Source organism: Perlabentimonas gracilis (assembly GCF_011174675.1).
In the GTDB taxonomy this organism is placed as follows: Bacteria; Bacteroidota; Bacteroidia; order Bacteroidales; family Tenuifilaceae; genus Perlabentimonas; species Perlabentimonas gracilis.
The window spans coordinates 46,156-71,558 of sequence record NZ_JAANIG010000008.1; the positions used below are offsets into that span (position 1 = coordinate 46,156).

Here is a 25,403-nt window from a genome sequence, read left to right on the forward strand (position 1 = left end):
TTGCTTGTCAGTTTATTTATACGATAAAATGCGCTGTTCGCCCTCGAGTGAGCGGTAATGGGTTAAATCATGCGAAACCTCCAAGGTTCCAAGGTATTCCCCTTTCTCGTTGCGGAGGGCAAAATACTCGATGTGTATAAACTTACCTCCCATATTTATCCAGAATGGGGCACGACTTTGCTTTCCGCTCTTAAAGTCGTCAATAATCTTGTCGACAATATGAGAGCTGGCCGGGGGATGGCAAAGCCGAACATCGCGATTAAGGATGGCGCGGTTACGCTGGAAAATACGCTCGGAGTTCTGCGAGAAGTACTTCACCTTATCGTCCTTATCAACAAATGTCATATCGATGGGTAGAGTATTTAGTATGGCCAGCAACTCCTCAACGGAGAAGCTACCCGATGGCAACTGAATATTGCCCCCCGATTTCTGCATCTCGACAAGCGTATCCTCGGTAGCCCACTCTGGTTTCCAAATTACTGGTGGGTCGTAAAGGCAAAAACCGATTTCGAGCGATTGCTTCGACATCTCGTACCAGTCGGTCTCGGTAAGCTTGTCGAGCGCCATGGGGAGTAGAATCTCCTCCTCCTTGATGGTCATATCATCAATGCCATCCAACGCAGGCGACAGCACAATTTCGGCGGTTGCTAAAAGATCGTCGCGGGTTATATCATCGGTTTGTAGAATTTCGATGGATCCCTTAACCAAATCGCGAATCTCATCCTGCTTTCCCCACATCACCTTGGGTGGGCCAGTAATACCCTCGCGCTCGAGGAATGGAAACAGCATGTATTCCTTGCGGAGGTAGTGCTTATCCACATCGAATAGGCCATTGAAAATACCCCGAAGCTTAAGGACTTGCTGTGCAAATGCATCCGTATCGGATGATGTAATCTCGCCAATAAGGTTGCGGGCCTCTGTGGTCGCCTTGCGAAGCTCCTGGTTTTCCTTTAGCATCACATCAACTGGGTGACCTGGAGGCACATCCTTAAAACCCGATAAATCGACATTTCCTTGAAGAACAGCTGAGTGCGCATCGCATAGCTTCAGCACCTCCTCCTCGGGTAGCCCTTCGCTGATTAGCTCCTGCTCTACCTCCACCACTTCGCCATAGGGAATTTGGCTTAGGGACTGCATTAACTCCTTACGAACATCGTCCTGCGAGCCACCTGCATGAAGTTTTAGTATAAGCTCCTTGAGCTTAGCTTAACGCTGCTGTGAGTTGTTTATCAGTTCACTCATTATTATGAATTTTGGTTTACGATTAGTTTAGATGTCTCAGATTAACAAATATACAAAAACAGACTATATACTATTGGCTTCATACAATCTACTTCTATGGATTTACCAACGAACTGGAAAAAGTTAATGCTTGTACATATGTTTAATTTTACATATATTTGTGGGGTAAACTGCTTGACGGCAAGAGTACAAACCAAAACGATTACAATGGAGACCAACTTTATTACGGAGCTATTGCTACCATTATCACTAGGAATTATTATGCTTGGTATGGGTCTTTCGCTTGTACCTAATGATTTTAAGCGTATAGCACTATACCCCAAAGCTGCCGCAATTGGAATAGTAAATCAGATAATAATACTACCACTTATTGGATTTTTGCTGCTAATGCTCATTCCTATGCGCAATCCGGAGCTCGCCGTGGGAATAATGATACTTGCGGCGTGCCCAGGGGGGCCAACATCAAATTTAATAAGCCATATTTCGAGAGGCGACACGGCACTGTCAATTACGCTAACTGCCATATCGAGTATGGCTGTGGTTTTTACCATACCGCTAATCGTTAACCTTGCCATGCGACACTTTTTACAAGCAGGTGAATACGTTCCGCTACCCATTTTTGACACGATGATTAAGGTTATTATCATAACGCTGGTTCCTGTTGGTATTGGAATGCTTATAAGGTCGAAAGCGCCTAAGTTCTCAGACAAGATGAATAGGCCCGTTAAGGTCATGTCGGGGATCTTGCTTATAGTAATTATTTTAGCGGCCATACTAAACGATAAAGAAAACTTCTTCAACTTTTTCGCCCAAGCTGGCCCAGTTGCGCTAGCGCTAAACGTGGCCATGCTGCTTGTTGGCTACTTCTCAGCACGAATTTTTAGCCTAAAGATATCGCAGAGCATAACCATCTCCATAGAATCGGGGATTCAAAATGGTACGCTTGGTATTGCCATTGCAGCAACCCTGCTGCACAATCCCACTATGACAATCTCGCCCGCCATATACAGCCTTATTATGTTTGGAACGGCTGGACTGATAATAGCATGGATGAACTTGAAAGTAAAGGGGAGTAAAGTTGTTGCAAGATAAGGCAATAATGATATTGAAACAGAAAGGGTGGCCTCAAACGAAGCCACCCTTTCCCATCACAACCACTTCTTAACTAACAACCGAAAAGTCCCAGTTACTTCGGCCTAAACATACACAACAATCTTTTCAACCTTATTTGATCGGCTAAACAGCTCGTGCGATACCCCTTTGGGAATTCTTTTTAGGGCTAAACGTTTGGGTTTAGCCACCTCGTTTCGCCAATACACCTCAATGGCGTTATCGCCAGCTTTCACAACCTTAATGGGCGTACCACAAAGAGTTAGCTGTAAATATTCCTCGGTATCACGAGTAAAATCATTACTGGTAAGTAATGTGGGCAGAATGTGAATTTCGCCCTCACTGACTATAATCCCCAGCTCGTTGAATCGGCTAAGGAAGTCCTCCTTTACCTGGCCTGTTAGGCCGGGTTGCTGCGCCCCCATCATCGATGGGGTGTGCGAATACGGATCGGTTGGAAAGGCACCGTAAACCTTTGGGTTTTTATGAACCCCTATTCCCTCCTTAACCCTGTAGTAGTAATCAATTAGCTGCTGGAGAGTATTTTGATCGAAATCTTGCTCAGCTTGCTCAACAATATACTCGCCCAAGGTGAGGAGTAACTTCGACACCAAATGCCAGTAGATAGAGCCCAACCCCTCGTACTTATAAAACGATCCGGAACGCCCCGTAAAGTATCGATGCTGAAAAATATCCTCATAAATATCACAAACCAACTTTGCTTCCGATTCAATTAGCCTAGCATCAATCTCCTTAGGTAGTTCATGAAGTGCTTGTTGTAAAAGAGCTACGTTTTTAAACGATGCGTTGAAATGGTAGTTCCCCTGAATATCCTTGTTAATAATCTGCTTATTACCAACTTGTAAAAGCATTTTAAGCAGCTCCGATTTTTCGACCTGCTGTGCAGGAATTAGATTTTTATCCAAAAAGCTGGGTAACTCTTTAAATGGGTAAAGGATAAAGCTCTGCTGATCGGGGCGCCACAACTCGCTCTGGAATAACGAATCCATAATTCCAACGGTATCCTCGAGGTTAAGATAACCCGAGCCAAGAACAGCCGCCTGCCCCTCGAGCATTAGCTGCAAATGTTGTACTTGTACAGCATCGTTAGTGAACGAAATAAGGTTGTAGGAATGGTACAGGCCATCGGCACGCTTGTTCTTAGCAATACTCTGATCGATGTATGCCAGAATGAGATTAAAAAAATTAACAACCTCATCGGAGGTTACTACCATGGTACTTCCCTCAAACCCAGCATAAACCTTGGCTCTATAATCTGATCCGGATTGTCCTAAGCTATCAACTAACGCTTTTCGTGCTTTGTCGGAGAAACCTTTAGGTAAAATATCGGCACTACTTTTAAAAGCACCAAAAATTGATTTGAAAAACTCATAAACCTCGGCCGATAGCTTGAAACTATCCTTAGGATCGTTACCAATTACACTAGTAAAGAATTTAATATACTTGCGAAGTTGATACAGAGTAACCATTGAGGTTCCGTTGCCCACCAGGGCATTATTGGCGTCGTTCCACTCGGGACGTTGCGTGTTGAGCCAAATACCTGCCTCGGGCACAAAATTGCTAAGCTTGGTTAAAAGGCTAACCATTATCTTCTCAACAAACGAAACACGAACAATAGCCTTATCATGGTAGGTAACCAGCTTACCATCGGCACCAATTTCTTGGCTTTGCCTTATAAGATCCTTATGCAGATTCCAATTGAACACAATGGTATCCTGAGGATTTTTAACAATATCCTTATAATTTTTTATGCGATAGGGAACATTGGCATAAACAAAGAACGGTTCCTTGAACTTTTTGAAAAGCTGATTGGGGTAAAATTTCTCATGCAGCTCGAGCAGCCTAAGCAGGTAAATTATCTGATGATCGCCCCAGTAGCCAATATATGCCCACGGATTATCGGGTTCGGGCACTTCCCAATCGAAGCCCTCGCGGGTAATACGATAAGGATTATAGCCATCGGCAGTTGATGCGTTTAGAAATCGGCAGATCATGCCGGGCAAATACTCGGGAAACGACAGCGCCAAAGCCTCCCAGTTTTGGAATATATCGCGCCAATTGCCCTGATAGCTTAGCGAGGGGCTACCATCGGCGTTTTTAAGATTAATATCGAAGAAGTTCCATGGACGGCTAGGGTCGCCGTGCCGGCGACTGAAGCTAATGGGCAAGTACTCGAAGGTTAAGCGCAATAAATCCTTGTCGTTGGAGTGCTTGGCCATGGTAATTAACTCATCGAGCCGAATTGATTCATTCAGTTTACCAAACTGGTGCTTAAACTTGCTATACACCTCACGATTAGCCTGTTCAAGATGCTTCAGAAAATCGCTTGGATTAACGTTGTAACCATTCTCGAAGATTCCTCCACGCATCACGTTAAACATGGTATTGGCAAAATGCCTACTATCGTTTAGCTTATCGCCTGTTTGCTGAATACCATCGGCCATTTCGACCAATCGCTTCAGCTTATCGGAATTTTTACGTACGTTCTCCTCTATATACTGGCTCAGGTTTTTCTTTTCGGTAACAAATTTCTTTAGCGCCACAACCTCGGTGCTGTCCTTGGCAACATCGGCTAAAAAATACCAAACCTTACCCTCTTTGGGTTTGAGCTCAAATTTATCTTGAATAAAGAGAGAGGTTTTTTGCCCAAAAGCATTAGTCTCACTAATAATATCTGCACCAAACCGAAGCATTTTTAGCTGCTTTGCGCTAAGCAAAACTTTCTGAGGAGTTAGCCCTGTAGCCCAAACAACATTAGCCCTTAGCGCCTCGCTTGGCTCAGCACGGTCGACCGGGATGGATGACATACGGAACAGGGCAAGGCTTGCATCGCCATGCCACTCGGCCACCTTGTAAGCATCCATTAGAGTGCTCATGAGGCTCTGCGTATCACGGGTTATCCCAAAGGGTATAATATTTTGCAGTCCATCGGTGATATCGAGGTTAATACTCTTTCCCGACTCATTGATTAGCTCGCATTTACGAATCCACCCAAGCTCATCGCTGCTCATCCAGCTGTATCGAAACCGAAGCTTTAGGTCGTTGTTAATCTCCTCGAAAATGATTTTATTGCCCGCCGTGTTTTTGTACAAATTCCTATTAACCTCGTAAAGCCCACGGTAAAAATTGGAGAAAGGCTCCCAAGCCTGCAACCTAGTACCATCAATAATTCTGACAATGGTTTTAGGCCCGGTTACTTCGGCCGATTCGTGAATTTTATCGTCGGTATAGTAGGGAAAAAGGGCATTATCGTAGTTCTGCCTTCCGGCAGTTAGGCTTCCGCTACTGGAAATGAACATCCACAGATCGCTGCTGCTCACAATGCTCATGAAGAACGGATCCATTGAATCGAAATTCTTTATGCAATACATCAAGTCGCCATCAATCTCCGTGAGGAAACCATTTACATCCTTCTCAAAATCTTTTAGTTTTGCACCAGAAACACAAGCCTTTAAGTCACTCATCAATATCTATTTATAGGGTTATACTACCAATTTTGTGGAATTAAACAGTAAGTAAAAAGGTTTGAAGACGGAAGACGCCTGTCTCGTAAACCGTTAGGTTGACGAGAGAAGACCGAAGACCGAATTGCCCTTACTTTCGTCTTTGGGCTTCGAACCAACTTTTCTCAACCTAAACAAATCCTTCACAAATATTGAAGTAGTATCATTAAAATTCATCAAATCACAGCCTCATCAACAGGCAAAAACTATTTCGAAGTTTTATAGTAAAAACTCTTTTTAACCATATCGCTGGGATTACCACCAATGAGCAGCTCAAAATCACCCTCCTCGGCAATCCACTTATTGTTTAGCCCAACAAATTTGAGATCGTTGAAGCTAACGGTAAAGCTGACCTTGGCGCTTTGTCCGGGATTTAAGCTGATCTTTTCAAATCCAACGAGTTTTCTATCGTCGGGCGTAATGGAAGCCACCACATCGCGTATATAAAGTTGCACCACCTCCTTGCCTGCATACTTACCAGTATTGGTAACCGTAACCTCACCCTTAATGCTATAATTTGTATTTATTGTATCGGTTGATAGGGTAAAGTTGCTATAGCCAAAAGAAGTGTAGCTTAACCCATACCCAAACTGCCACTGTGGATTAAAGCCGTTCATCCCAAAGTTATCGTCGAGCTTATCGCTACCCTTATGCTGATATGTATGCAGTGTGTTGGTATATCGTGGATAGGTGTATGGCAGTTTCCCACTTGGGCTTTCCTCGCCAGAAATAAGCTGCGCAAGAGCCTCCCCCCCCTCATGCCCCGGCCAGTAGGCCATTAAAATGGCATCGGCAAGAGGCTCAATCTCCCTTATTACCCTAGGTCGCCCTTGCAATAATACCAGAACAATAGGTTTCCCCGTTGTGTGGAGCAGCTTAACTAGCTCCTGCTGATTTGGTGGCAAGTCGAGGCTATGGATATCGGAAAACTTCTCGGTGGTGGGCTGTTCGCCAAGGCATATAAAAACCACCTCGGAATTTGAGGCTTTGGACAATATTGAGGTTTTATCGATGATGTCACCGGTAAAATCTGTGCCCTGCTCGTACAGCACATTACCATTTCCGTACTTAGCCTGCATAGCCTGCAGAAAGGTTTTCTTTCCCTTATCGTCGTAGGTTGGATCGTCGCCCTTAAAGGTTCGACTCCAAGGGCCATTGAGCGATGTTAGGGAGTTGGCTGTAGGGCCAGTAACAAATACTTTGGTTCTCGCATTATCTTTCAGAGGCAGGATATTATTCTCGTTTTTGAGTAAAGTAATACCTTCCACAGCGGCCATACGGCTTAAATTGGCAAATGAATCGGATGCAAATTCTGGAAAATTAGCAGGATGATGATATGATTTTTCGAATAGCCCAAGCTTAAACTTAACGAATAGAATACGGCGAACCGCATCGTCGATTCGGCTCATGGGAATCTCGCCCGATTGCACCAAATCAATAACATCCATAGCGAAGCTAGCATCGTAGGGAACCATACACATATCGGCTCCAGCCAGAACAGCCAGCTTGGTGGCCTCGCGCTTATCCTTGGCCACGAAATGATTCTCGACCAAGCGAGCAATATCGCCCCAATCGGTAATTACAAAACCCTTAAGTCCCAACTCACCCTTGAGCACATCGGTAATTAGGTATTTATCGATATGACCCGGCACGCCATTCACCGCACCAGAATTAAGCATAACGGTTAGCGTTCCTTTATCAATTGCATCGCGAAAAGGTTCGAGGTAATACTGCCTTAGGTAATGCTCAGGAATTAAAGCGGGCGAACGATCTTTTCCGCTTACGGGAGTTCCGTAGCCAATAAAGTGCTTTAGGCAAACGGCAACGCTTATGGAGTCGGATATTGACTTTCCCTGAGCCCCCTCAATATACGCAGCACCCATTACCCGGTTAATGTAGGTATCCTCACCAAAAGTTTCGAAAATTCGCCCCCACAGCGGCTGCATGCTCACATCGAGAACGGGTGCATAGTTCCAGGGGATGGACGAGGCTCGCAGCTCATAAGCGGTTACCTCACCCGTAATGCGGGAGAACTCGGGATTCCAAGTTGCCGCTAGGGCAATTTGATGAGGAAAAATTGTTGAGCCAGCGGTGTAGGTTGCCCCATGCACACCATCGATACCAAAGAGAACTGGTATTTGATGGCGGCTATTTGCTTTGGTAAAATCTTGAATTGACTTAACGATTCGGTACCACTCCTCCTTACTAGGCGGATACTTCCCCTTGTTCTGAACCGACCCCACGCCGTGGGTAATGAGCAGATTACTCATCTTGGCTGAATCGAGTAGAAGCGTGTCGGCTTGAGTCCAAAACTCACCCTGCGTGAGTGCGGTTAGGCCAATATTGGTCATTTGACCTGCCTTTTCCTCTAGCGTAAGAAGATTTAAAAGGCTATCGGCCTTGGCAAAGTAAACCGCATCGGGATCGCTTGTGCTAAGCAAATTGCAACTGCCTAATAGAACTGCGGCTAGGAAATATAATGGTAGGCGAATCCTCATCAGCAACAAGATAATTTAATTACTCAATATAGAACGGAATATTTACCGTTCCAGCATTGTTGTTATCATCTACAATGTAGATAAATAGGCGGTAAGCACCCTTTTCGGCAGGGGTTTTGAATTTCACTTCCGAAACAGAAGCAGATATAATTAACCCCTCGATGGATTGCGGACGCTGCTCAAAATCGCCACCATCGCTAAGTTCAACGGGCTCGGGCATAATCTCGGCTCTAGCCTTTAGAACCACGTTATTGGGATGCTCAACCTCAACTAATGAAGAGTACTCGGTGTTAGGGTTCAATTTCACGTTATCGAAACGGCCACCATTCCCTCTTATAATTGCATTGGCCACACGAGGTGCCATATGCTCGGGTTGCTTGCCGGTCCACATGTATTCCATAACATTTATGGCTTCGGTTTTCTCGCCATACTCAGTAAATAGTCCATACCAAGTGGGAGTACGCTCCTGCTTTTGTCCCCAAAGGAACACGTACGAACCTAGACAGTTTGCCTCGTTGGCAAGGATAGCCTTTTGGTAGCGAAGCTTAATGGCATCGGCTTTTTCCGATGAGGTTTGCTCAATGGGCACCCCCCACTCGGTTGAGGGCATCTCCCAATGGCCAGTTGCTCCCCACTCGGTAACAAGGTAAGTCCCATCATAACCAGCTTCCTCTATACGTTGAGCAAGATTAATGATATCGCCATACATTTGAATGGAGATAAAATCGATGTTTGTGCAATGCTCGCGAATATAATCTACCTCGTCCTTCCCAATGCCTGCAAGCATTGTGGTTACCACGTGGTTGCCATCGACCTCCTTTATCATTTTGGCGATATCGTCAACCGCATTCCAAACCTTTGTGTTGGTGTAGCGCAGATTTAGCTCATTGCCAATGCCCCACCCCAGCAATGCTGGATGATCCTTAATGGCAATAACATCCTTTTTAATTGCTTCGAGCTGCCTAGCAACAGCCTCCTCATCATTATAATCGAAACCGTGGCGTTCCTTGGCTACATCGAGCCCCATCATAACCATTAGTCCACTTTCCCAGGCCTTATCTAATACCTCTTTACCTGTAGTTTGGCTGTTATTCACTCTCCAAGTTCGGATAGAGTTTCCTCCGTGGTCAGCAACCAAATGGCACGCACCGTGCTCACAACCAGCACCTTTTACAAAAAACTCTTTGCCATTCACAAACAGGCGATACCTGTCATCAATCTTTTTCATTTCCACCTTCGAAGGGCCTTGAGACATGGGGTCAACCTTCTTATTGCTTTCGGTATTGCACGCAAGCATACCCAAAGCGACAAGTCCCATCAATAGAATTTTTGTTTTCATAGCGGTATTTATTTAATAAGATTAGCTTCTAACTCTTCGAGCGATTTACCCTTAGTTTCTGGCACAAATCGCCATACAAATATTAGCGTTAGAAGGCCAAAAAGTGAGTAGATAAAATAGGTTGCACTAGACCCCATATACTCAAGTTGAGCAGGGAAAACGGTGGCAACGGAAAAACTCACAATGGAGTTCCAGAAACCCATTATAGATATGGCCAAGCCTCTGAGTTTATTTGGGAAGATCTCAGAAAGTAAAGTCCACATTACTGGCCCCATGGAAATGGCAAACGAGGCCACGAACATAATTAGACCAATTAGAACCCATACAGGATTGATAGAGATGGAGTGTTTAAGGATAATCTCCTTATAACTATTGTAGGTATCGACACCTACCGTTTGCTTAACCAAGCTAAAAAACGATACCTCACTTTTAAATGCATTCCCCTTAAGTTGTGTTAGCTTATCAATATTACTCATATGGATATCGGTTGCACCCATTTGCTTCAGTTCAAGGGTCAACTCCGTCATCGATTTATGATCGATGGTGTACTTAGCATTATTGAAAGAAAAACCTACTATGGCAAGAGAGATAAAGATACCAGCAGCACCAATATAAAGCAATGGTTTACGCCCCAGTCTATCGATAAGAAACATAGCCACTACTGTCATTACCACATTGGTTACACCAAGAATTGCAGCCTGCATAAATGCTGCATCTTTACCACCACCAGCCATTTCAAAAATCATTGGGGCATAGTAGAATATTGCGTTTATCCCTGTTATCTGCTGGAAGAAGGCAATACCAAATCCAATAATTAGTACTAGCTTCATTCTTTTTGAAAACACATCGGACCAGCGAGCTTTTTCCTTATTTATTTCGTTCTTTAGGCTTTCGTTTATCTCATTTTGCTCAATTGCCGATTGCTCTTTACCATGTATTTTTACAAGTACACCCTGTGCTTCAGCATCCTGTCCCTTTTGTATAAGCCATCTGGGGCTACGAGGAACAAAAAATAGAAGCGAGAAGTATAGGATAGCCGGTACAGCCTCAACCCCCAGCATGATTCTCCATTTAAAATCGGGATCGGCTATGGTTTGCTGGAAGTAGTAGTTTGAGAAGTAGGCAATGGAAATTCCCAATACAATATTCAGCTGGTTGAATGTTACAAGTGTTCCCCTTAGCTTTCGGGGAGCTATCTCGGCAATATACATCGGGGCAATAAGTATGGCCATACCAACACCTAGCCCACCAAGAACCCGAGCAATTATGAAGCTAACTATATCAAAAGAGAAAGCAGTAAAAATGGCACTGGCAACAAATAGTAGGGCAGTAAACATAAGTACCCGGCGCCGACCAAATCTATCGGCTAAACCACCCGCTACTATATTGCCCATAATAGCTCCAAGAATTAGCGAGCTTACGGAAAAGCCAATTAGCATTGACCCTGAATTAAGGCCAAAGGTTTCGCGATAAAATGGTGTAGCACCTGATATCACTGCACTATCAAATCCAAGCAAAAAGCCACCGAGTGCAACCACAAGGGAAACAAATATGGTGTATGTCTTTTTATTCATTGTAAAAGGTTTTATTAACTATTTAGAACTAGTTGATGATTTCGAAGCTAAGTTGGATACCGTGCTCGGAGCTATTCCCCACCCAAATATGGTATTGTCCGGGCTCAACCACATACTCCATAGCGGGATTGTGAAAGCCTAAATCGTTTGTGTTTATACTAAACTTGATATGGGCTGAATCATCAGGAGAAAGAAGAACCTTCTGAAATGCCCGTAATTCTTTAACAGGTCGAGTGCGACTCCCAACAAGTTGATGCGTATAAACCTGAACCACCTCAGCGGCCTCATGGTCGCCAGTGTTGGTTAGCAATGCCGAAACAATCAGCTTATCGCCAACGCTAAGTTTACTACCCTCAATTTTCACCTCGGATATTTGGAATGATGAGTAGCTAAGCCCATATCCAAATGGATACATAGGTTCAAAGCCATAGTCGAGGTAGTGCGAGGTGTTACCTATGGAAAGCTGGGGTGCTTCAACTGGAATATCATCGAGGCGTTCCCACGTTTGGTTTGATGCAGGTTTACCGGTTCGTTTATGGTTGTAGTAAATGGGAATTTGCCCGACGTGGCGAGGGAATGTAACGGGTAGCTTACCCGAGGGTGAAACTACGCCGAACAGAAGATCGGCAATGGCCGGTCCTGCCATAGTTCCGGGGTGCCAAGCGTACAGTACCGCATCGAGCATGGGTTCAACCCTCTCGAAAGTTACCGGACGCCCAGCCAAAATGGTAGCCACAACGGGTTTCCCTACTGTGGCCACCATTTCAACCAGCTCCATTTGCGCTCCTTGCAAATCAATATTTGCCAAGCTATGCGATTCGCCCGACAGTATTGACTCCTCACCTAAAAAAAGCAGAACCAGATCGGCTCTCCTCACATCGTTTAAAATGGCTTGCTTGCCAATAATATTTTTTGAGCGACTAGTCTCTAGCGCTCGATGGTATTTTAATTCTATCCCCTTCTCCTTGGCCATTGCTTTTAGCGATTGCAAAGGTGTAATTGCATCCTCTTTTCGTCCATCAAAAATCCAAGTGCCCAGCTGGTCGTGTGGTGCATCGGCAAGTGGTCCAATAACTACAAGGGTTTTAATATCATCGGATAAGGGTAAAACCCTGTTGCTGTTTTTAAGCAACACGGCGCTCTCCTGCGCCATCGTTTTGGCAACGTTTAAATGTTTTGGGTTGAGTAATTCGGGAAACTCAGCGGTATGAGCGTAAGGATTATCAAAGAGTCCTAGTTCAAACTTAAGACGAAGTATCCGTTTTACAGCATCATCAATATCCTTTTCTTCTATCTTTCCATCGGCTATTAGCTCCTTTAAATGGGTTTCGTAAGCTGTGCTTGCCATCTCCATATCGACTGTGGCTTGCATTGCTTTTAATGCCGATTGTTTTGGGTTTTGTGTATAGCCATGCACCTCCATTTGAGTAACCGACTCCCAGTCGCTAACCACAACCCCTTGGAAATTCCACTTATTGCGAAGCAAATCGCGGAGTAGCGGAGCGTGACCAGTTGCAGGAATACCATTGATCTCGTTAAAGGCGGTCATAGTTGTTGCCGCACCAGCCTCGAAAACTTTGATGAATGGAGGTAGAACAATATCGTACAAATCACTCTCAGAAATATTGGCCGTGTTGTAATCGCGACCACCCTCGGCCCAGCCGTAAGCAGCAAAATGTTTGGGACATGCGGCTATTGAGGTGGGATTGGAAAGGCTATCGCCCTGAAAGCCTCGCACCACAGCTGCTCCAAACTCACCATTGAGCAATGGATCCTCGCCAAAACCCTCGGCAATTCGACCCCACCGTGGGTCGCGGGTTAGGTCAATCATTGGAGCAAAGCTCCAACGTACACCCTGCGAGGCCGCTTCGGTGGCAGCTACACGAGCGCCCTCCTCAACCAAAGTTAGGTTCCATGATGCAGCCTGAGCCAATGGAATAGGCAAAATGGTTCTGAAGCCGTGAATAACATCGCGGGCAATTAGCAAGGGGATACCCAAACGACTTTCCTCAACGGCTAATCGTTGTATCCTTAATACCTCATCGGGGTTTACCTGGTTTAGAACCGACCCTATGCCTCCCTCCTCTATCATCTTGTCGAGGTTGGGATGATCACCGTTCTTCTGCACAAGCTGACCAATCTTTTCGTCAAGTGTCATCTGTGCTAGCAGCTTATCAACCTGATTATCTAGATTATCTGTCGAATTAATGTAGCTACAGGCCATCTGAGAAAAGGCAAGAAAGGCTAGTAATAAAACCTTTACGATTTTACTCATTGATTCAGTATAAAAAGTTTGTAAAGAATGAAGTGCTGCCTATGCTATTGCCGATAGGCAACACTTCATCTAGAAGTTACAGCTACAAATACCCATCGTTTTGTACTAGGGTATTGCCCGAGAGGTCTATCTCGTTCTGAGGAATAGGTAGAAATCCTTTGGTGCTAGGATTGAACTTAACATCAAATATTTGCTGATCGCCCAAATAGTTTGGCCCTCGAACATTGTGGGTCAACTCGTCGGTAAGGCCAAGGCGAATCACATCGTAGTAGCGAATACCCTCAAGCGATAGCTCAAGCCTTCGTTCACGAATAATATTCTCGATTGTTGCTGGCACGCTAGCTAGCTCTACCCTATCTCTAACCTTATCGAGGTATTGCTGTGCATTTGGACTTCCGAGTTCGGCAGCCATAAGCAGCACATCGGAGTAGCGAATAACTCGGTGATTACAAGTTCTGTTAAGTTCAAACTGCCCCCCTGTGCCCCAATGCTCGGCATCGGAGGAATACTTCTTGGAGAAATATCCAGTATGCTGATATCCGGTGGAAAGTTTTCCATCCAGCTCCTCCTGAGTAAGTATGGTGTGTTCAAATCGGGGGTCACCAGCTAAGTCGAGGGCTAGCTTATGGTTAACCGGTGCAAAACTCCAACCCCTGTCCCACTTTTGCGATCCAGTTACCCTTGGCCCTTGCATTTGAGCCGAAAGGTTTCCGTTACCTCCTCTAACATAATCCCAATCCCACCATTCAGGGGTATCGCCGTATGAGATTTCGAAAACCGATTCAATTCCAAATTCACCAGCTAGCTTAAAATTATCTTCGTAGTTCTCGAACAGATCATGACCACTGCGAGAGATTAAATCCTCGAGATAAGCCAGCACCTCGGCCTGACCGACTGTTTCTTGGCCAGCAACAAGGTCGGCATTGTAAACCCCATTGTAAAACAGGTAAACCCTTGCTAAGAGTGCTTGAGCGGCCCACTTGGTGATACGGCCAGCCTCAGCAGGCACAATCGATTCGGGTAAATCGTCGATCGCCTCTACCAAATCGAGGGCAATCTGGTCGTAAACCTCCTTGGGTGAATTCTGCTCCTGTTGATATTCAGAAGGGCCTTTTACTGTTTCGGTAAGCAGCGGTATATTCTCGAAAAAACGAACCTGCTCGAAGTAGAAGTAAGCTCTTAGGAACTTGGCCTCGGCAATGGTTCTAGCCTTGAACTCATCGGAAGCATCAATACCGTCGATTACCTCTAAAAATAGGTTTGCACGATAAATTCCAATGTAGTTTTTAATCCAAATGGAATGAGCAATTAAGCTGGTTGTGGGTATGTTAAATGTATTGAACTCATTCTCATCCATTCCATCGTTGGCATCGGCTCCACCGGCATAGGCATCGTCAGAGAGAATATCGGACATAGTAATAAATGGTGCCCATGAAACGCCAGGAGTCGATTGGTATGTTAGCACATCGTAAATGGCAATCAGAGCTTGTTTGGCCTGATCCTCAGTCTGGTAAAAGTTTGAGGATACCTCCTGATCAAGGGGTTTAAGATCGAGAAAATCTTCGCAACCCGCCAATAGTAGCACAACAAGTAATGCTTTAGCTGATTTAAAAATATATTTCTTCATACTCTGTTTGCTTTAATATTAGAATGTCATGGAAGTTCCAAAGCGAATGGTTCGGGCCTGAGGATATATCCCCCTATCGATACCAATATTGAATGAACTCATTGCACCAATTTCGGGATCGGCACCAGTGTACTTGGTGAATGTAAAAAGGTTCTCAACAGATACGTAAAAACGCCAAGTTCTAGAGCTTATCCTATTGAGCAATACTTCGGGAAGGGTGTAGCCAAGCTGAACGTTCTTTACCTTTACAAACGAACCATCCTCCACATACAGATCTGATACCCTATAGTTGTTATTCACATCGACCCAAGTATACCGAGGGGTAGTGGTTGATGGATTCTCGGGAGTCCAACGATCGAGTATAGCCGTTGACCGATTGGTATAGCGAAGATCCTGCCTTTGAGCACCATTAAACACATCGTTTCCGTACGAGCCCACTAACAGTATTGATAAGTCGAAGCGTTTGTAATCAACCGATGCGTTCATACCAAAGGTTAAGGGTGGTGTAGGGTTACCAATCATAGTTCTATCTTCCTCATTGATTCGGCCATCGTTGTTAACATCAACAAAGCGAACATCACCTGGCTTTGCATTGGGCTGAAGAACTTGTCCGGTTTTGCCTATGTGTTGGAAAATCTCTGCCTGACTCTGGAAGATGCCATCGGTTTCGTAACCCCAGAAGTAAGCTATGGGCAAACCTAGCTCGGTGCGAGTAACCATACCAGCTACTGCCCATGTGGCACCTGGAAGTACTCCCTCATCGTTACCAATCTTGGTCATCTTATTCTGGTTGTAAGCACCGTTTATGCCTAAAGAATATCCAAAATCGTTGAAGTAGTGTCGCCAATTGATGGACAGCTCAACCCCCTTATTCTGTACACTCCCCACGTTTGCCACAGGTGGGTCGTTACCCACGTGTGCAGGTATTGGGATTCTTTCCAGAAGGCCACTTGTGGTTTTAATGTAATAGTCGATGGTTGCGGTTAGGCGATTGTTATATGCACCAAAGTCGAGGGCAATATCGAGCTGCTCTGACTCCTCCCAATGGATATCATTATTCTCGATATAGGCAGGTGACGCTCCAAACTCTCGACCATTACCAAATATATACCCCCTGCTCTTGTCCATTACAGATATGAACTGGTAATTTCCAATTTCCTGATTACCATTAATGCCCCATGAAGCCCTTAGCTTAACGAAGCTAATCTGGTCGACCTCAGGGAAAAACTCCTCATCGCTTACCACCCATGACACGCCTAGGGATGGGAATATACCATATCGTTGGTTTGGACCAAACTTAGAAGATCCATCCCTTCTGATAATACCCGTAAAAGCATACCTGCTTTTGTAATCGTAGGTTACACGAGCAAAACCAGAGAGAAGGGCTGAGTGTGCAGCTCCTCCGAGGGCATTCCAAACTGTATCGGTAGCCATGTTTAGATATACATGGTTAGGATCGTTTATGGGTACCTTAGCATTAAACCCAAACAAATTCTCAAAATTCGATTTGCTGGCAGTCATCCCTAGTAAACCAGTGAAATTATGATCTTCAATCTGCTTGGTGTACGACAATGTATTTTCCCACTGCCAAGTGTAAAATCGTTCGATATTCTTTTGTACTGATGTTTTATCAACATTAAGCTGTGCCCCGTTTAGGTAGAATAGTGGCCTGTAGGAGTCGTTCAGCACATAGGCCAAATCGATACCCAGGCTAGTTCTTAGGTTAAGGCCTTCAATTATTTCAAGATCGCCGAAGATATTTCCAACAACCTTATCAACCCGGGTTTCAGCATTCTCAATCTCGAGCAGTGCCAGTGGATTAACTATTTCGGCTCCTACATAATTTGAAATTCCGTACACCCTACCATCTTTGGTGGTAACAACAGGCTCGGTAGAGTAAGGGAATGTTGCCAGGACATCCTGATCGTCTATGTAGAGGGGAGTGAGCGGATCGAGGTTGAGGGCACTGCTGTATGCACCATTAAACGATTGGTTACTGGCAATTCCGCGTCGCACTATGTGCGAGTAGGCCAAATTGCTACCAAACTGAAACTTTGTGGTTACCTGATGCCTAGAGTTTAGGCGACCCGTTATGCGATCGAATTGAGACTTTTCGCCACCGATAATCCCTTGCTGGGAGAAGTACGACATGGATGATGCGTAGCTCGACTTGTCGGTACCTCCGGTAACAGAAAGCTCGTGATTGGTCATAGGAGCATTGCTTTGGAACAAATGATCCTGCCAATTTGTATTGTGTTTGGGAATTTCGTTCAAATCAAAGGGCTCGGTTAATCCCGAGTTTCTTGCACCCTCGTTCATAAGCTCACGGTACTGATCTGCATTAAGCATATCAATTGTTCTGCTTACATTCTGTATGCCATAGTAACCCGAGTAGGTCACGGACATATCGCCTTTCTTTGCGCCTTTGGTTGTGATAAGCACCACACCATTGGCGGCTCTTGCTCCATAGATTGCCGCAGAGGCGGCATCTTTTAAAACATCAATTGACTCTATATCGCCGGGGTTTAGGTAGTCAATTCCCCCTACGGCCATTCCATCAACAATGTACAAAGGTTCGGAATTGCCGGTGGTTCCGGCTCCTCTAACCCTAACGGTTGGAGCCTCACCGGGCTGACCCGATAGGTTTGTAATTTGAACTCCGGCTGTTCGACCCTGCATAGCCTGATCGATTCGGAGCACTGGTGTAGCACTAATCTCCTCGGCGCTAACACTAGAGATGGCGCCTGTTACCACCTTTTTCTTTTGTACACCGTAACCAATCACAACAACCTCGTCGAGCTCCATCATATCAACAAGAAGTACAATCTCAATAAATGCCCGACTGTTAACTGGAACTGAAACAGATTTGTATCCAACGAATGATACATCAAGCGTAGCCGTTGGATTGGAAATGGTAAAACTAAAAGCTCCATCCAAATCGGTGGTAGTGCCCGTTGTTGTACCTTGCTCCACTACAGTTACTCCAATTATGCCTTCGCCCGTTTCGGCATCCTTTACGATACCTGAGATGCTGTGCGGCTGAGCTTGAGCAATACTTGAAAGTAACGAAAGAGCTACTATTATACTTAGCCTGAAAAAATTAATTTTCATAAGTTTCACTATTAAAAGTTTTACGCGGGATAATACTAAAGCTTATTCCACTTGAAATACACGGATGTAATCGACTCTCATTTGCTGAGGGAAAACGGTTGTTGCATCGGGAGAACCTGGCCAGTAACCACCAACCGCAATATTGAAGATGAAGAAATGGGGTTGATGAAACTCAGCCATATGATTGGGGGTTATGTTAACTTCGTAGAATTTCACATCGTTAACATACCATTTGATATATGTTTCGTCCCATATAATTGAAAACACGTGATACTCGTTGGCAAAATTACCTGACGAAAGGGTATAGCCACCACCAGTATATGCGTGTCCATTGCTATCCCAATGTACAGTGCCGTGTACTGTGTTTTCGCGTCCGTTACCACCAATCATCTCCATAATATCAATCTCGCCACATGCGGGCCACCCAACTGACGTTATACTGTTCCCAAGCATCCAGAGCGCTGGCCAAATGCCTTGGCCCCTAGGGAGTAGTGCCCTAATATCGACCCGACCATACTTGAATGAGAACTTTCCCTGCGTTTTCATTCGGGTAGATGTGTAGCTTCGCCCTTGATAAGCCTCTTCTCGGGCTTCGATGGTAAGCACATCATCGCCAACCCAAGCATTCTCGGCACGGTAGTATTGCAACTCATTATTACCCCATCCACAAAGATTTGGGCAGCCATTGCCAGTTTCGAAAACCCATTTATTCGTATTTACGGAGTTGGTTTCAAACTCATCGTTCCAAATTAGGGTATAGCCATCGTACTCAATTGGGGTAGTGTAACCCTCGCCCACTGATACGTTGGTTTCGAAATTGATAAAAACCGTTTTCGATTCCTTGATGTATCGACCTGATGATCCATAGGCTCTAACATCGATTTTAAAATTACCTTGGGCAGTAAATGTGTAACTCAATACTCCGTCAACGGACTCATCAACCAATTCATCTATCCCCTCTACCCACAGCTCATAGTTCACGGCATTGTCGGCAGAAGCAAGCACATCTACTATCCCCGTTGCATCATCTGCAACATCGACTTCTACCTCAAGATTTGCGGGATTTGTTATATCAATTTCAATTTCACTATCGCAAGCTACTAATCCCTGAAGAAACAGAAACAACCCTATGAGCCGAACAATCATACAAGTATTATTTTAATTGATTAAGAATTGGGTTAATATAGGGAGCCCTATATTGCAGAAGCTCCCTATATTTATTAACCAAATAGCTATTTAATTACACAAGTTGTTTGCAAACATTAGTAGAAATAGATGTTATCTACAAAGATGGTTGGAGATGTTGCAGCATCAAACTTCATCTGAATAATAGCGGTTAAGTCTGGTACAGTATATTCTGAAAGGGGGATATCGATGCTCTTCCACACACCTGCTTCAGTTGTTATTTTAACGGGATTCTCTCCTGCACCAATCAAGGAAACATTTACATCGGTAACAACTGCACAATAAACATCTAAATGCAACTTGGTCTTACCTGAAACATCCTGAGCATTATCTTCCCATGCAATTCCCTGGTAGTTCAATCCAGCCATCTTTAAAGCATTATCACCATCAACTACTTCTATTACTGAGGTCGCAGTTGCCTGTCCCCAACTAGGATTAAGATTAACCCCAGTGATATCTGTATAAGCATCACTAAAAATTGATATAACGTTTGCTTCTGGTTCTGTCGGTGTTGGTGCAGGTTCGGTAGGATTTAAACTAATAGTTACATTCTTTTTTGCCTCTTTGGTATCACCATTAGCACTAGTACCTGTTAAAGTAACCTCATATACACCCTCTTCAGCATATGTATGAACGGGATTTTCCTCGGCAGAGGTATTACCATCACCAAAGTCCCAGCTATAGGAAACTGCATCCTTTGAAAGATTCTCAAACGTTACTTCAAAATCATTAATTTCAAAACCAAAATCAACAAAGAATGAAACAACATCTGGTTCATCTGCCCAATTGTGATAGCTTACATAGTTGAATTGCCAGTAATGACTGTCACCTGCTATCCAAACTGAAACTTCCATCAAATCATAGTCTTGCTCCTCTGAGATTTTTACATCGTATTCAATAGACTGACCAGGTACTGCGATATAACCACCCGGAGAAACCTTTAGTAATCCCATCCAAGCACCTGAGCCAGTTAAGGTTAATTTGCCAGATGAAGGATTATAAGTAAATGCATGGGTGCCACCTAACCAATCACTTACATTAACCCCATCTTTATTAACCATATTGGCTTCTGTAGCTTCAAAACAAGTTCCAAGTAGGTCAGTTCCAGCAAATACATGGTCATCGCCCCACATCATCCCTCCATCATCAAATGTCATAGTGCCATCTTCGCTGAATGTCCAGGTTTGATTGTATATGCATGGTCGACTGCCATCATTTTCGAGATTCCACCAAGAAAAATAATCATACTCACCAGTTTCTTCGATTAGGCCAGGGCCAATTCCCATTGTAATACCATCGCGTAAAAGTCGCCAATCTTTTGAAGACTCACCCACCAACAATCTTAAGGCAACGTATGGATCGGTAATAGTTATTGATTGGCTAAACTCAATACTAACGCCATCCTTATTGGTAGCAGTAAGAGTTACAGTATAAGTGCCTCCCTCGGCATAAACATGAACTGGGTTCTCTTCGGTTGATGTTTCGCCATCGCCAAAAGCCCAACTATAGCTCTCGGCATGCTGCGAGTAGTTGGTAAAGGTTACCTCTTTCCAGTTCTCATCGCTTATAGCATACTGGAAACTTGCAATTGGATCGGGAGTTGTCTCTTCATCCTTACATGAAGGAAAAATTGCAAGGGCAAAGATTCCTAATAGCAAAAAAGACTTTGTAAAAATGTTGACTTTTCTTGTTTTCATAGTTTAAGTACTTTAAATTAGTAATTAGGTTAGGCTGAGTTATCAGAGTTTTCCTAATCACAAATTAATGCGGGTACAAACCCAAACGCAAAAAAACAGCCACATCAAGAGTACAACACAGCAATAACTAGCTACATCAACACTACATCATAAAAGATTATTTACTACTGATTGTGTGGTTATTAACTCACCCTACTTAGCAGTTATAACTTTCTCAATAAAAGTATTCACTTCTCGCAAACCTTTGCGCTAATGTTTAGATGGAATGTTGAAAAAACGGAAATAATCTATATGTTATGTTTTGGAGTGTTACACTTAAAAGGATATGAGAAAATCGGTAAGGTTGGTAGTATGGTCAAGCTGCAATTTTTTTCGCAAACGATAGCGGCTAATCTCAACACCCCTAACAGATATATTCATGAGGGGGGCTATCTCCTTGGTTGAAATATTCATCTTAAGGTAGGCACATAGCCTTAGCTCTTTGGGGGTTAAATCGGGGTACTTGTCCTTCAACCTTGCAATAAAGTCTTGATGCACGTCATCGAAGTAGCTATTAAAAAGTTCCAAGCCTTTTTCGTTCTTTAGATCCTTATTAATTTTCTTTAAAAGGTTGTTCACATTTTGCTTTTCGGGGCTATCTGAGGGAATATTTCTCAATAATCTAGTAAGATCCTCCCTCAGGTATGTAAGGGTTTTATTCTTTTGTATAAGGTGAAGGGTAGCGTTAGCTAGCTCCTTATTCTTAAATTTCATCTCGTTACGAAGGCTCTCGTTACGTAGGTGCATTATTTCCTTCTCGCTAAGGGCAGACTGCTCTTTAAACATTTTTTCTCGCTGGGCTAATCGTTTCTCATGCCTGAGCTTTTCGCGCAATCGCGTTTTGAGTATTCGCTTGCGGATGTAGTAAAAGTTACCCAGAAGGATTAAAGTAAGTAAGACTGAATAAGCGATATAGGCAACCTTTGACCTTAGAAAGGGAGGCTTAATGGTAAAATGAAAACTCTTAATTTCTGTCTCAGCCCCAAAGGAGTTCATAGCCTTAACCTGGAAGGTGTAGCTACCCTCCCTTAGGTTGGTGTATTCCTTAAAGTTTACCCCTTCCCAGTTGGACCACCGGGAATCGAAGCCTACTAAACGGTGCGAAAAAACAGTTTTTTCGGGCCGTTCAAACGCAGGGCTAGTAAATCGGAATGTTACAGAATTAAAGGTAAAAGGTATCTCGTAAACGCTTACCCCATCTTTAGAAACTACTTGTTGCTCTCCCCTAATATTCTGTTTACCATAGAATGCTTTTTCTGTTATGAAAACCTGTTCGGGTTCCTTATAGTCCTTAATAATATTGGGGGCATAATGGATTAGCCCCTTTTGCGAACCAATAAAAACATTATATGGGTCATGGGTATAAATATTTTGAAACGAAGGGAGTAATATCTCATTTATCGCCGAGAATGGTGCAGTAATATCAATGTATTTACCATCTTCAAGCAATCGCATAATTCCTAGGTAACTAGTGGTATAATACCAAATATTACCATACTTATCCAAATGCAGCTTATCGATGAAACCCTTACCGTTTAAATGATTATCAATATCATCGGCAGGAATGAATGCGTTTGAGGACAAGTCGTACTTAAGTATTCCACTATGGGTGGACACGTACATTCTAGAATTGATATCATTTAAGTTATAGGGTAGCTGAGAAGGTAGCCCTGCGCTTGAACGATAAAGTTTCATACTAACCACGGAATCTAAAGTTGAGGATAATTTTAGCCTATAAAGGCCACGATAGCCGTGTGATATCCACAGGCTTTGCTCTTGATCGAGGTGTAAACTTCTGCTTGATTCGCCAAAGCCAGTTATCTCGTGGGCATATTGCCATTGTTCGTTTACTTTTTCAAGGGCAACCAGGCCATTATATGTTCCAGCAATAATAATACTGCTATGACTAGGTAACTTTTGGAAAGCCCAATACCCTCTCCTATCGGAAATTTGCTGAGCAGAAAACCCATTGATAGTAAAGCACCCATAGTTATGTCCGCAGAACAGCGTATTGTCAATAATTTGTAGAGTCCACACTTGACCATCGGTACCCCTAATTAGTTCAAACCCATCGGATGCTATGGTTGAGTTGTTTACCTCGCTAAACCTTTTTGCATATAACCCCTGATTTGTTCCTATGTAGAGAATTCCATTGTGAACTATAGATGAGTATGCACTCTCAATATTATAGTTGTAATTTAGAAAGGATAAAGGAGAACTTATCTCTAAGTAGTCAATCCCATTATCGAGTCCTAACCATAAATTATTCCTCTTGTCCTCGAAAAGACTGAGTATGGTATTGTTCTGCAACCCCTTGTATCTATTGAGATGCTGAAGAATTTCTCCCTTGGGGTTGCTTATATATATGCCATTGCTAACCGACCCAAAAGCAAAATCACCTGTGGATAATTGTAGTGCTGAGAATAGATTATTCTCACGCATCTTAGTATTAGCCTCGGTTTGCCATGGCCTTATGGCCCTACTGCTGCGATTGAAAAGGAAGAGTCCTTCGTTGGAAGTGCCTATAAGTAAATTTCTCTCGTCGAGTTGGAGCACACACCTGATCTCATTTCTAAAAAATATTGGGTGATCGCTAATGTGAATCAAGCTATCACCAACAAGCTGCATAAGCCCGTATTCCAAATCTACCACGTAAAACGAATCATTCACCTTATGCAACATGCTGAACTTACTCCGCGGCTTGATAACAGTAAACGCTCCCGAGCTATACCTGAAAATATAATTGAAGGACTGGAATATCATCCCACCATCTACTTGGTAAATATTCCAAATCTCATCGAAGTTGGCATAATCCTTAGGAATCTTGCCTTTAAGGGAATGATACTCGAGCTTATCCCTAGAATCTGGTGCTAAAAACCCAACCTCCTCAAACGCTCCGGTGTAGATAGTATCGCCAACAGCAAATACTGAACGCACAATCGAAGCATTGGGAACGGGGTAAAGCTGCCATCCTGTGCCATCGTACTCTAGCACGCCATCGTTGTTTCCAAAGTACATGAAACCTTTACTATTCTGGGCAATACTCCAATTCTGAGTACTAGCATTGTACACACTTTTACTGTGGTTAACAATGCTGGGTAAACCAATGCTCTTTATCTGTCCATAAGAGGTTAACCCGGCAAATACCACTAAAAAAGATAACGTAAAACCAAAGCGTTGTTTCATTTTCACCAATTTGAGAATTACCTAAAAGTAAGGATTTGATCATATAAATCAAACTCTTAAAATACTTTATTTTCCAATAGGACTAAAGCTGCTGCTACAAATTTGTTTCATAAAAAAATCGATCACCATAAGTTATGCTACAAAAAGACAGTGTAGAAATTTCGGCTAATGCTTTTTTTTAGCCAATTTTGTTCCTTTATAACTTTGGATGCTAGAATCGACCACCAATATACCACTTATCACGCTTACAACCGATTGGGGACAGCATGACTACTACTTGGGTATGCTCAAGGGGAGCCTTTTGTCATCAATGCCTCAGCTTAAAGTGGTTGATATTTCGCATGATGTGGCTAGCTTTAATATCCACAATGCAGCCTTTGTGGTGAAAAATTGCTTTAGCTTCTTTCCAAAGGGTAGCATTCATCTAATAATGGTTAATAGCGAAGCCAGCGTTACCTCGCGCATTCTTATTTGCAAATGGCAAGAGCACTACTTTGTTACCCCCGATAACGGAACCATTGGGTTACTAATTACTGATACTCCTGAAGAAGTACATGAGGTACCCTTCGCACCCGAAGGCAGCTTTGCATCGCTTTCTGCATACGTTAAGGCTGTCCAAAATATCTTAGCAAACAACTTGGGTGAGAAGATAACAGATTATGATAAGCGAATAGCCTTTAAGGCCACCATCGACGAATCGGTGATTACCGGCAGCATCATATACATCGACTCGTACCAAAATGCCATTACCAACATATCCAGAAGCATTTTCGAGAGGGTTAGGCAAAACCGGGATTACAACATCTTTGTACAGAGTAATCACAATAAAATCTCGAAGCTGAGCACCAGCTACAATCAGGTTGATGCCGGCGAGCTGCTAGCCCTATTCAACTCCGCCAATCTGCTGGAGATTGCCATTAGAAATGGATATGCTGCCGAGCTACTTAGCTTGAGAGTAGGAGGCAGTGTGCGAATTAACTTTATTTGATATCAAGT

General features: G+C 43.6%; 13 protein-coding genes. 2 read left to right on the forward strand and 11 right to left on the reverse strand.

Going from position 1 to position 25,403, the window contains the following annotated elements; translation table 11 throughout:
* Window positions 1–12: 12 nt before the first annotated feature.
* Complete coding sequence (locus G8O23_RS05290) at window positions 13–1,188, reverse strand: DUF438 domain-containing protein (protein WP_317168992.1); 1,176 nt, start codon at window positions 1,186–1,188, stop codon at window positions 13–15.
* A gap of 261 nt (window positions 1,189–1,449) precedes the next feature.
* Between G8O23_RS05290 and G8O23_RS05295 the strand changes: the two genes are divergently transcribed.
* Entirely contained in the window at window positions 1,450–2,334 is an 885-nt protein-coding gene (locus G8O23_RS05295) for a bile acid:sodium symporter family protein (protein ID WP_166362539.1), read from the forward strand.
* A gap of 104 nt (window positions 2,335–2,438) precedes the next feature.
* Here the strand turns inward: G8O23_RS05295 and G8O23_RS05300 are convergent, their stop codons facing one another.
* From G8O23_RS05300 to G8O23_RS05350, 10 genes are all read right to left on the reverse strand, one after another.
* Window positions 2,439–5,837, reverse strand: coding sequence for a hypothetical protein (locus G8O23_RS05300; protein WP_166362541.1), 3,399 nt, complete (start codon window positions 5,835–5,837; stop codon window positions 2,439–2,441).
* Window positions 5,838–6,082: 245 nt separating this feature from the next.
* Entirely contained in the window at window positions 6,083–8,317 is a 2,235-nt protein-coding gene (locus G8O23_RS05305) for a glycoside hydrolase family 3 N-terminal domain-containing protein (protein ID WP_166362543.1), read from the reverse strand.
* Window positions 8,318–8,393: 76 nt separating this feature from the next.
* Window positions 8,394–9,713, reverse strand: coding sequence for a glycoside hydrolase family 2 TIM barrel-domain containing protein (locus tag G8O23_RS05310; protein ID WP_219932422.1), 1,320 nt, complete (start codon window positions 9,711–9,713; stop codon window positions 8,394–8,396).
* An 8-nt stretch (window positions 9,714–9,721) separates the two neighbouring features.
* Window positions 9,722–11,287: a sugar porter family MFS transporter gene (locus G8O23_RS05315; RefSeq protein WP_166362544.1), complete on the reverse strand. Its 1,566-nt coding sequence runs from the start codon at window positions 11,285–11,287 to the stop codon at window positions 9,722–9,724.
* A 28-nt stretch (window positions 11,288–11,315) separates the two neighbouring features.
* Window positions 11,316–13,562 (reverse strand): glycoside hydrolase family 3 N-terminal domain-containing protein, encoded by a 2,247-nt coding sequence (locus tag G8O23_RS05320; protein WP_219932424.1) that lies wholly within the window; start codon window positions 13,560–13,562, stop codon window positions 11,316–11,318.
* Between the two features lie 82 nt (window positions 13,563–13,644).
* Window positions 13,645–15,189: a RagB/SusD family nutrient uptake outer membrane protein gene (locus G8O23_RS05325; RefSeq protein WP_166362546.1), complete on the reverse strand. Its 1,545-nt coding sequence runs from the start codon at window positions 15,187–15,189 to the stop codon at window positions 13,645–13,647.
* 18 nt (window positions 15,190–15,207) lie between these two features.
* Entirely contained in the window at window positions 15,208–18,300 is a 3,093-nt protein-coding gene (locus G8O23_RS05330) for a SusC/RagA family TonB-linked outer membrane protein (RefSeq protein ID WP_166362548.1), read from the reverse strand.
* A 42-nt stretch (window positions 18,301–18,342) separates the two neighbouring features.
* On the reverse strand, window positions 18,343–19,446 hold the full coding sequence (locus G8O23_RS05335) for a glycoside hydrolase family 16 protein (protein ID WP_166362550.1): 1,104 nt from the start codon (window positions 19,444–19,446) through the stop codon (window positions 18,343–18,345).
* A gap of 116 nt (window positions 19,447–19,562) precedes the next feature.
* Window positions 19,563–21,182: a PKD domain-containing protein gene (locus G8O23_RS17615; protein WP_219932426.1), complete on the reverse strand. Its 1,620-nt coding sequence runs from the start codon at window positions 21,180–21,182 to the stop codon at window positions 19,563–19,565.
* 315 nt (window positions 21,183–21,497) lie between these two features.
* A complete protein-coding gene (locus G8O23_RS05350; RefSeq protein WP_166362552.1) occupies window positions 21,498–24,407 on the reverse strand; it encodes a two-component regulator propeller domain-containing protein in 2,910 nt (969 codons plus the stop codon).
* Between the two features lie 208 nt (window positions 24,408–24,615).
* Here G8O23_RS05350 and G8O23_RS05355 point away from each other — a divergent pair, with 208 nt between their 5' ends.
* Window positions 24,616–25,395 carry an SAM hydrolase/SAM-dependent halogenase family protein gene (locus tag G8O23_RS05355; RefSeq protein ID WP_166362554.1) on the forward strand — a complete coding sequence of 260 codons (780 nt, stop codon included), beginning with the start codon at window positions 24,616–24,618 and terminating at the stop codon, window positions 25,393–25,395.
* The last annotated feature ends 8 nt before the right edge of the window (window positions 25,396–25,403 follow it).

What these genes read in the sequence shown, in the direction of transcription:
- G8O23_RS05295 (WP_166362539.1), top strand. Translation starts at nt 1,450, where the DNA reads ATGGAGACCAACTTTATTACGGAGCTATTGCTACCATTATCACTAGGA.
- G8O23_RS05300 (WP_166362541.1), bottom strand. Translation starts at nt 5,837, where the DNA reads ATGAGTGACTTAAAGGCTTGTGTTTCTGGTGCAAAACTAAAAGATTTT.
- G8O23_RS05310 (WP_219932422.1), bottom strand. Translation starts at nt 9,713, where the DNA reads ATGAAAACAAAAATTCTATTGATGGGACTTGTCGCTTTGGGTATGCTT.
- G8O23_RS05315 (WP_166362544.1), bottom strand. Translation starts at nt 11,287, where the DNA reads ATGAATAAAAAGACATACACCATATTTGTTTCCCTTGTGGTTGCACTC.
- G8O23_RS05320 (WP_219932424.1), bottom strand. Translation starts at nt 13,562, where the DNA reads ATGAGTAAAATCGTAAAGGTTTTATTACTAGCCTTTCTTGCCTTTTCT.
- G8O23_RS05325 (WP_166362546.1), bottom strand. Translation starts at nt 15,189, where the DNA reads ATGAAGAAATATATTTTTAAATCAGCTAAAGCATTACTTGTTGTGCTA.
- G8O23_RS05330 (WP_166362548.1), bottom strand. Translation starts at nt 18,300, where the DNA reads ATGAAAATTAATTTTTTCAGGCTAAGTATAATAGTAGCTCTTTCGTTA.
- G8O23_RS05335 (WP_166362550.1), bottom strand. Translation starts at nt 19,446, where the DNA reads ATGATTGTTCGGCTCATAGGGTTGTTTCTGTTTCTTCAGGGATTAGTA.
- G8O23_RS17615 (WP_219932426.1), bottom strand. Translation starts at nt 21,182, where the DNA reads ATGAAAACAAGAAAAGTCAACATTTTTACAAAGTCTTTTTTGCTATTA.
- G8O23_RS05350 (WP_166362552.1), bottom strand. Translation starts at nt 24,407, where the DNA reads ATGAAACAACGCTTTGGTTTTACGTTATCTTTTTTAGTGGTATTTGCC.
- G8O23_RS05355 (WP_166362554.1), top strand. Translation starts at nt 24,616, where the DNA reads ATGCTAGAATCGACCACCAATATACCACTTATCACGCTTACAACCGAT.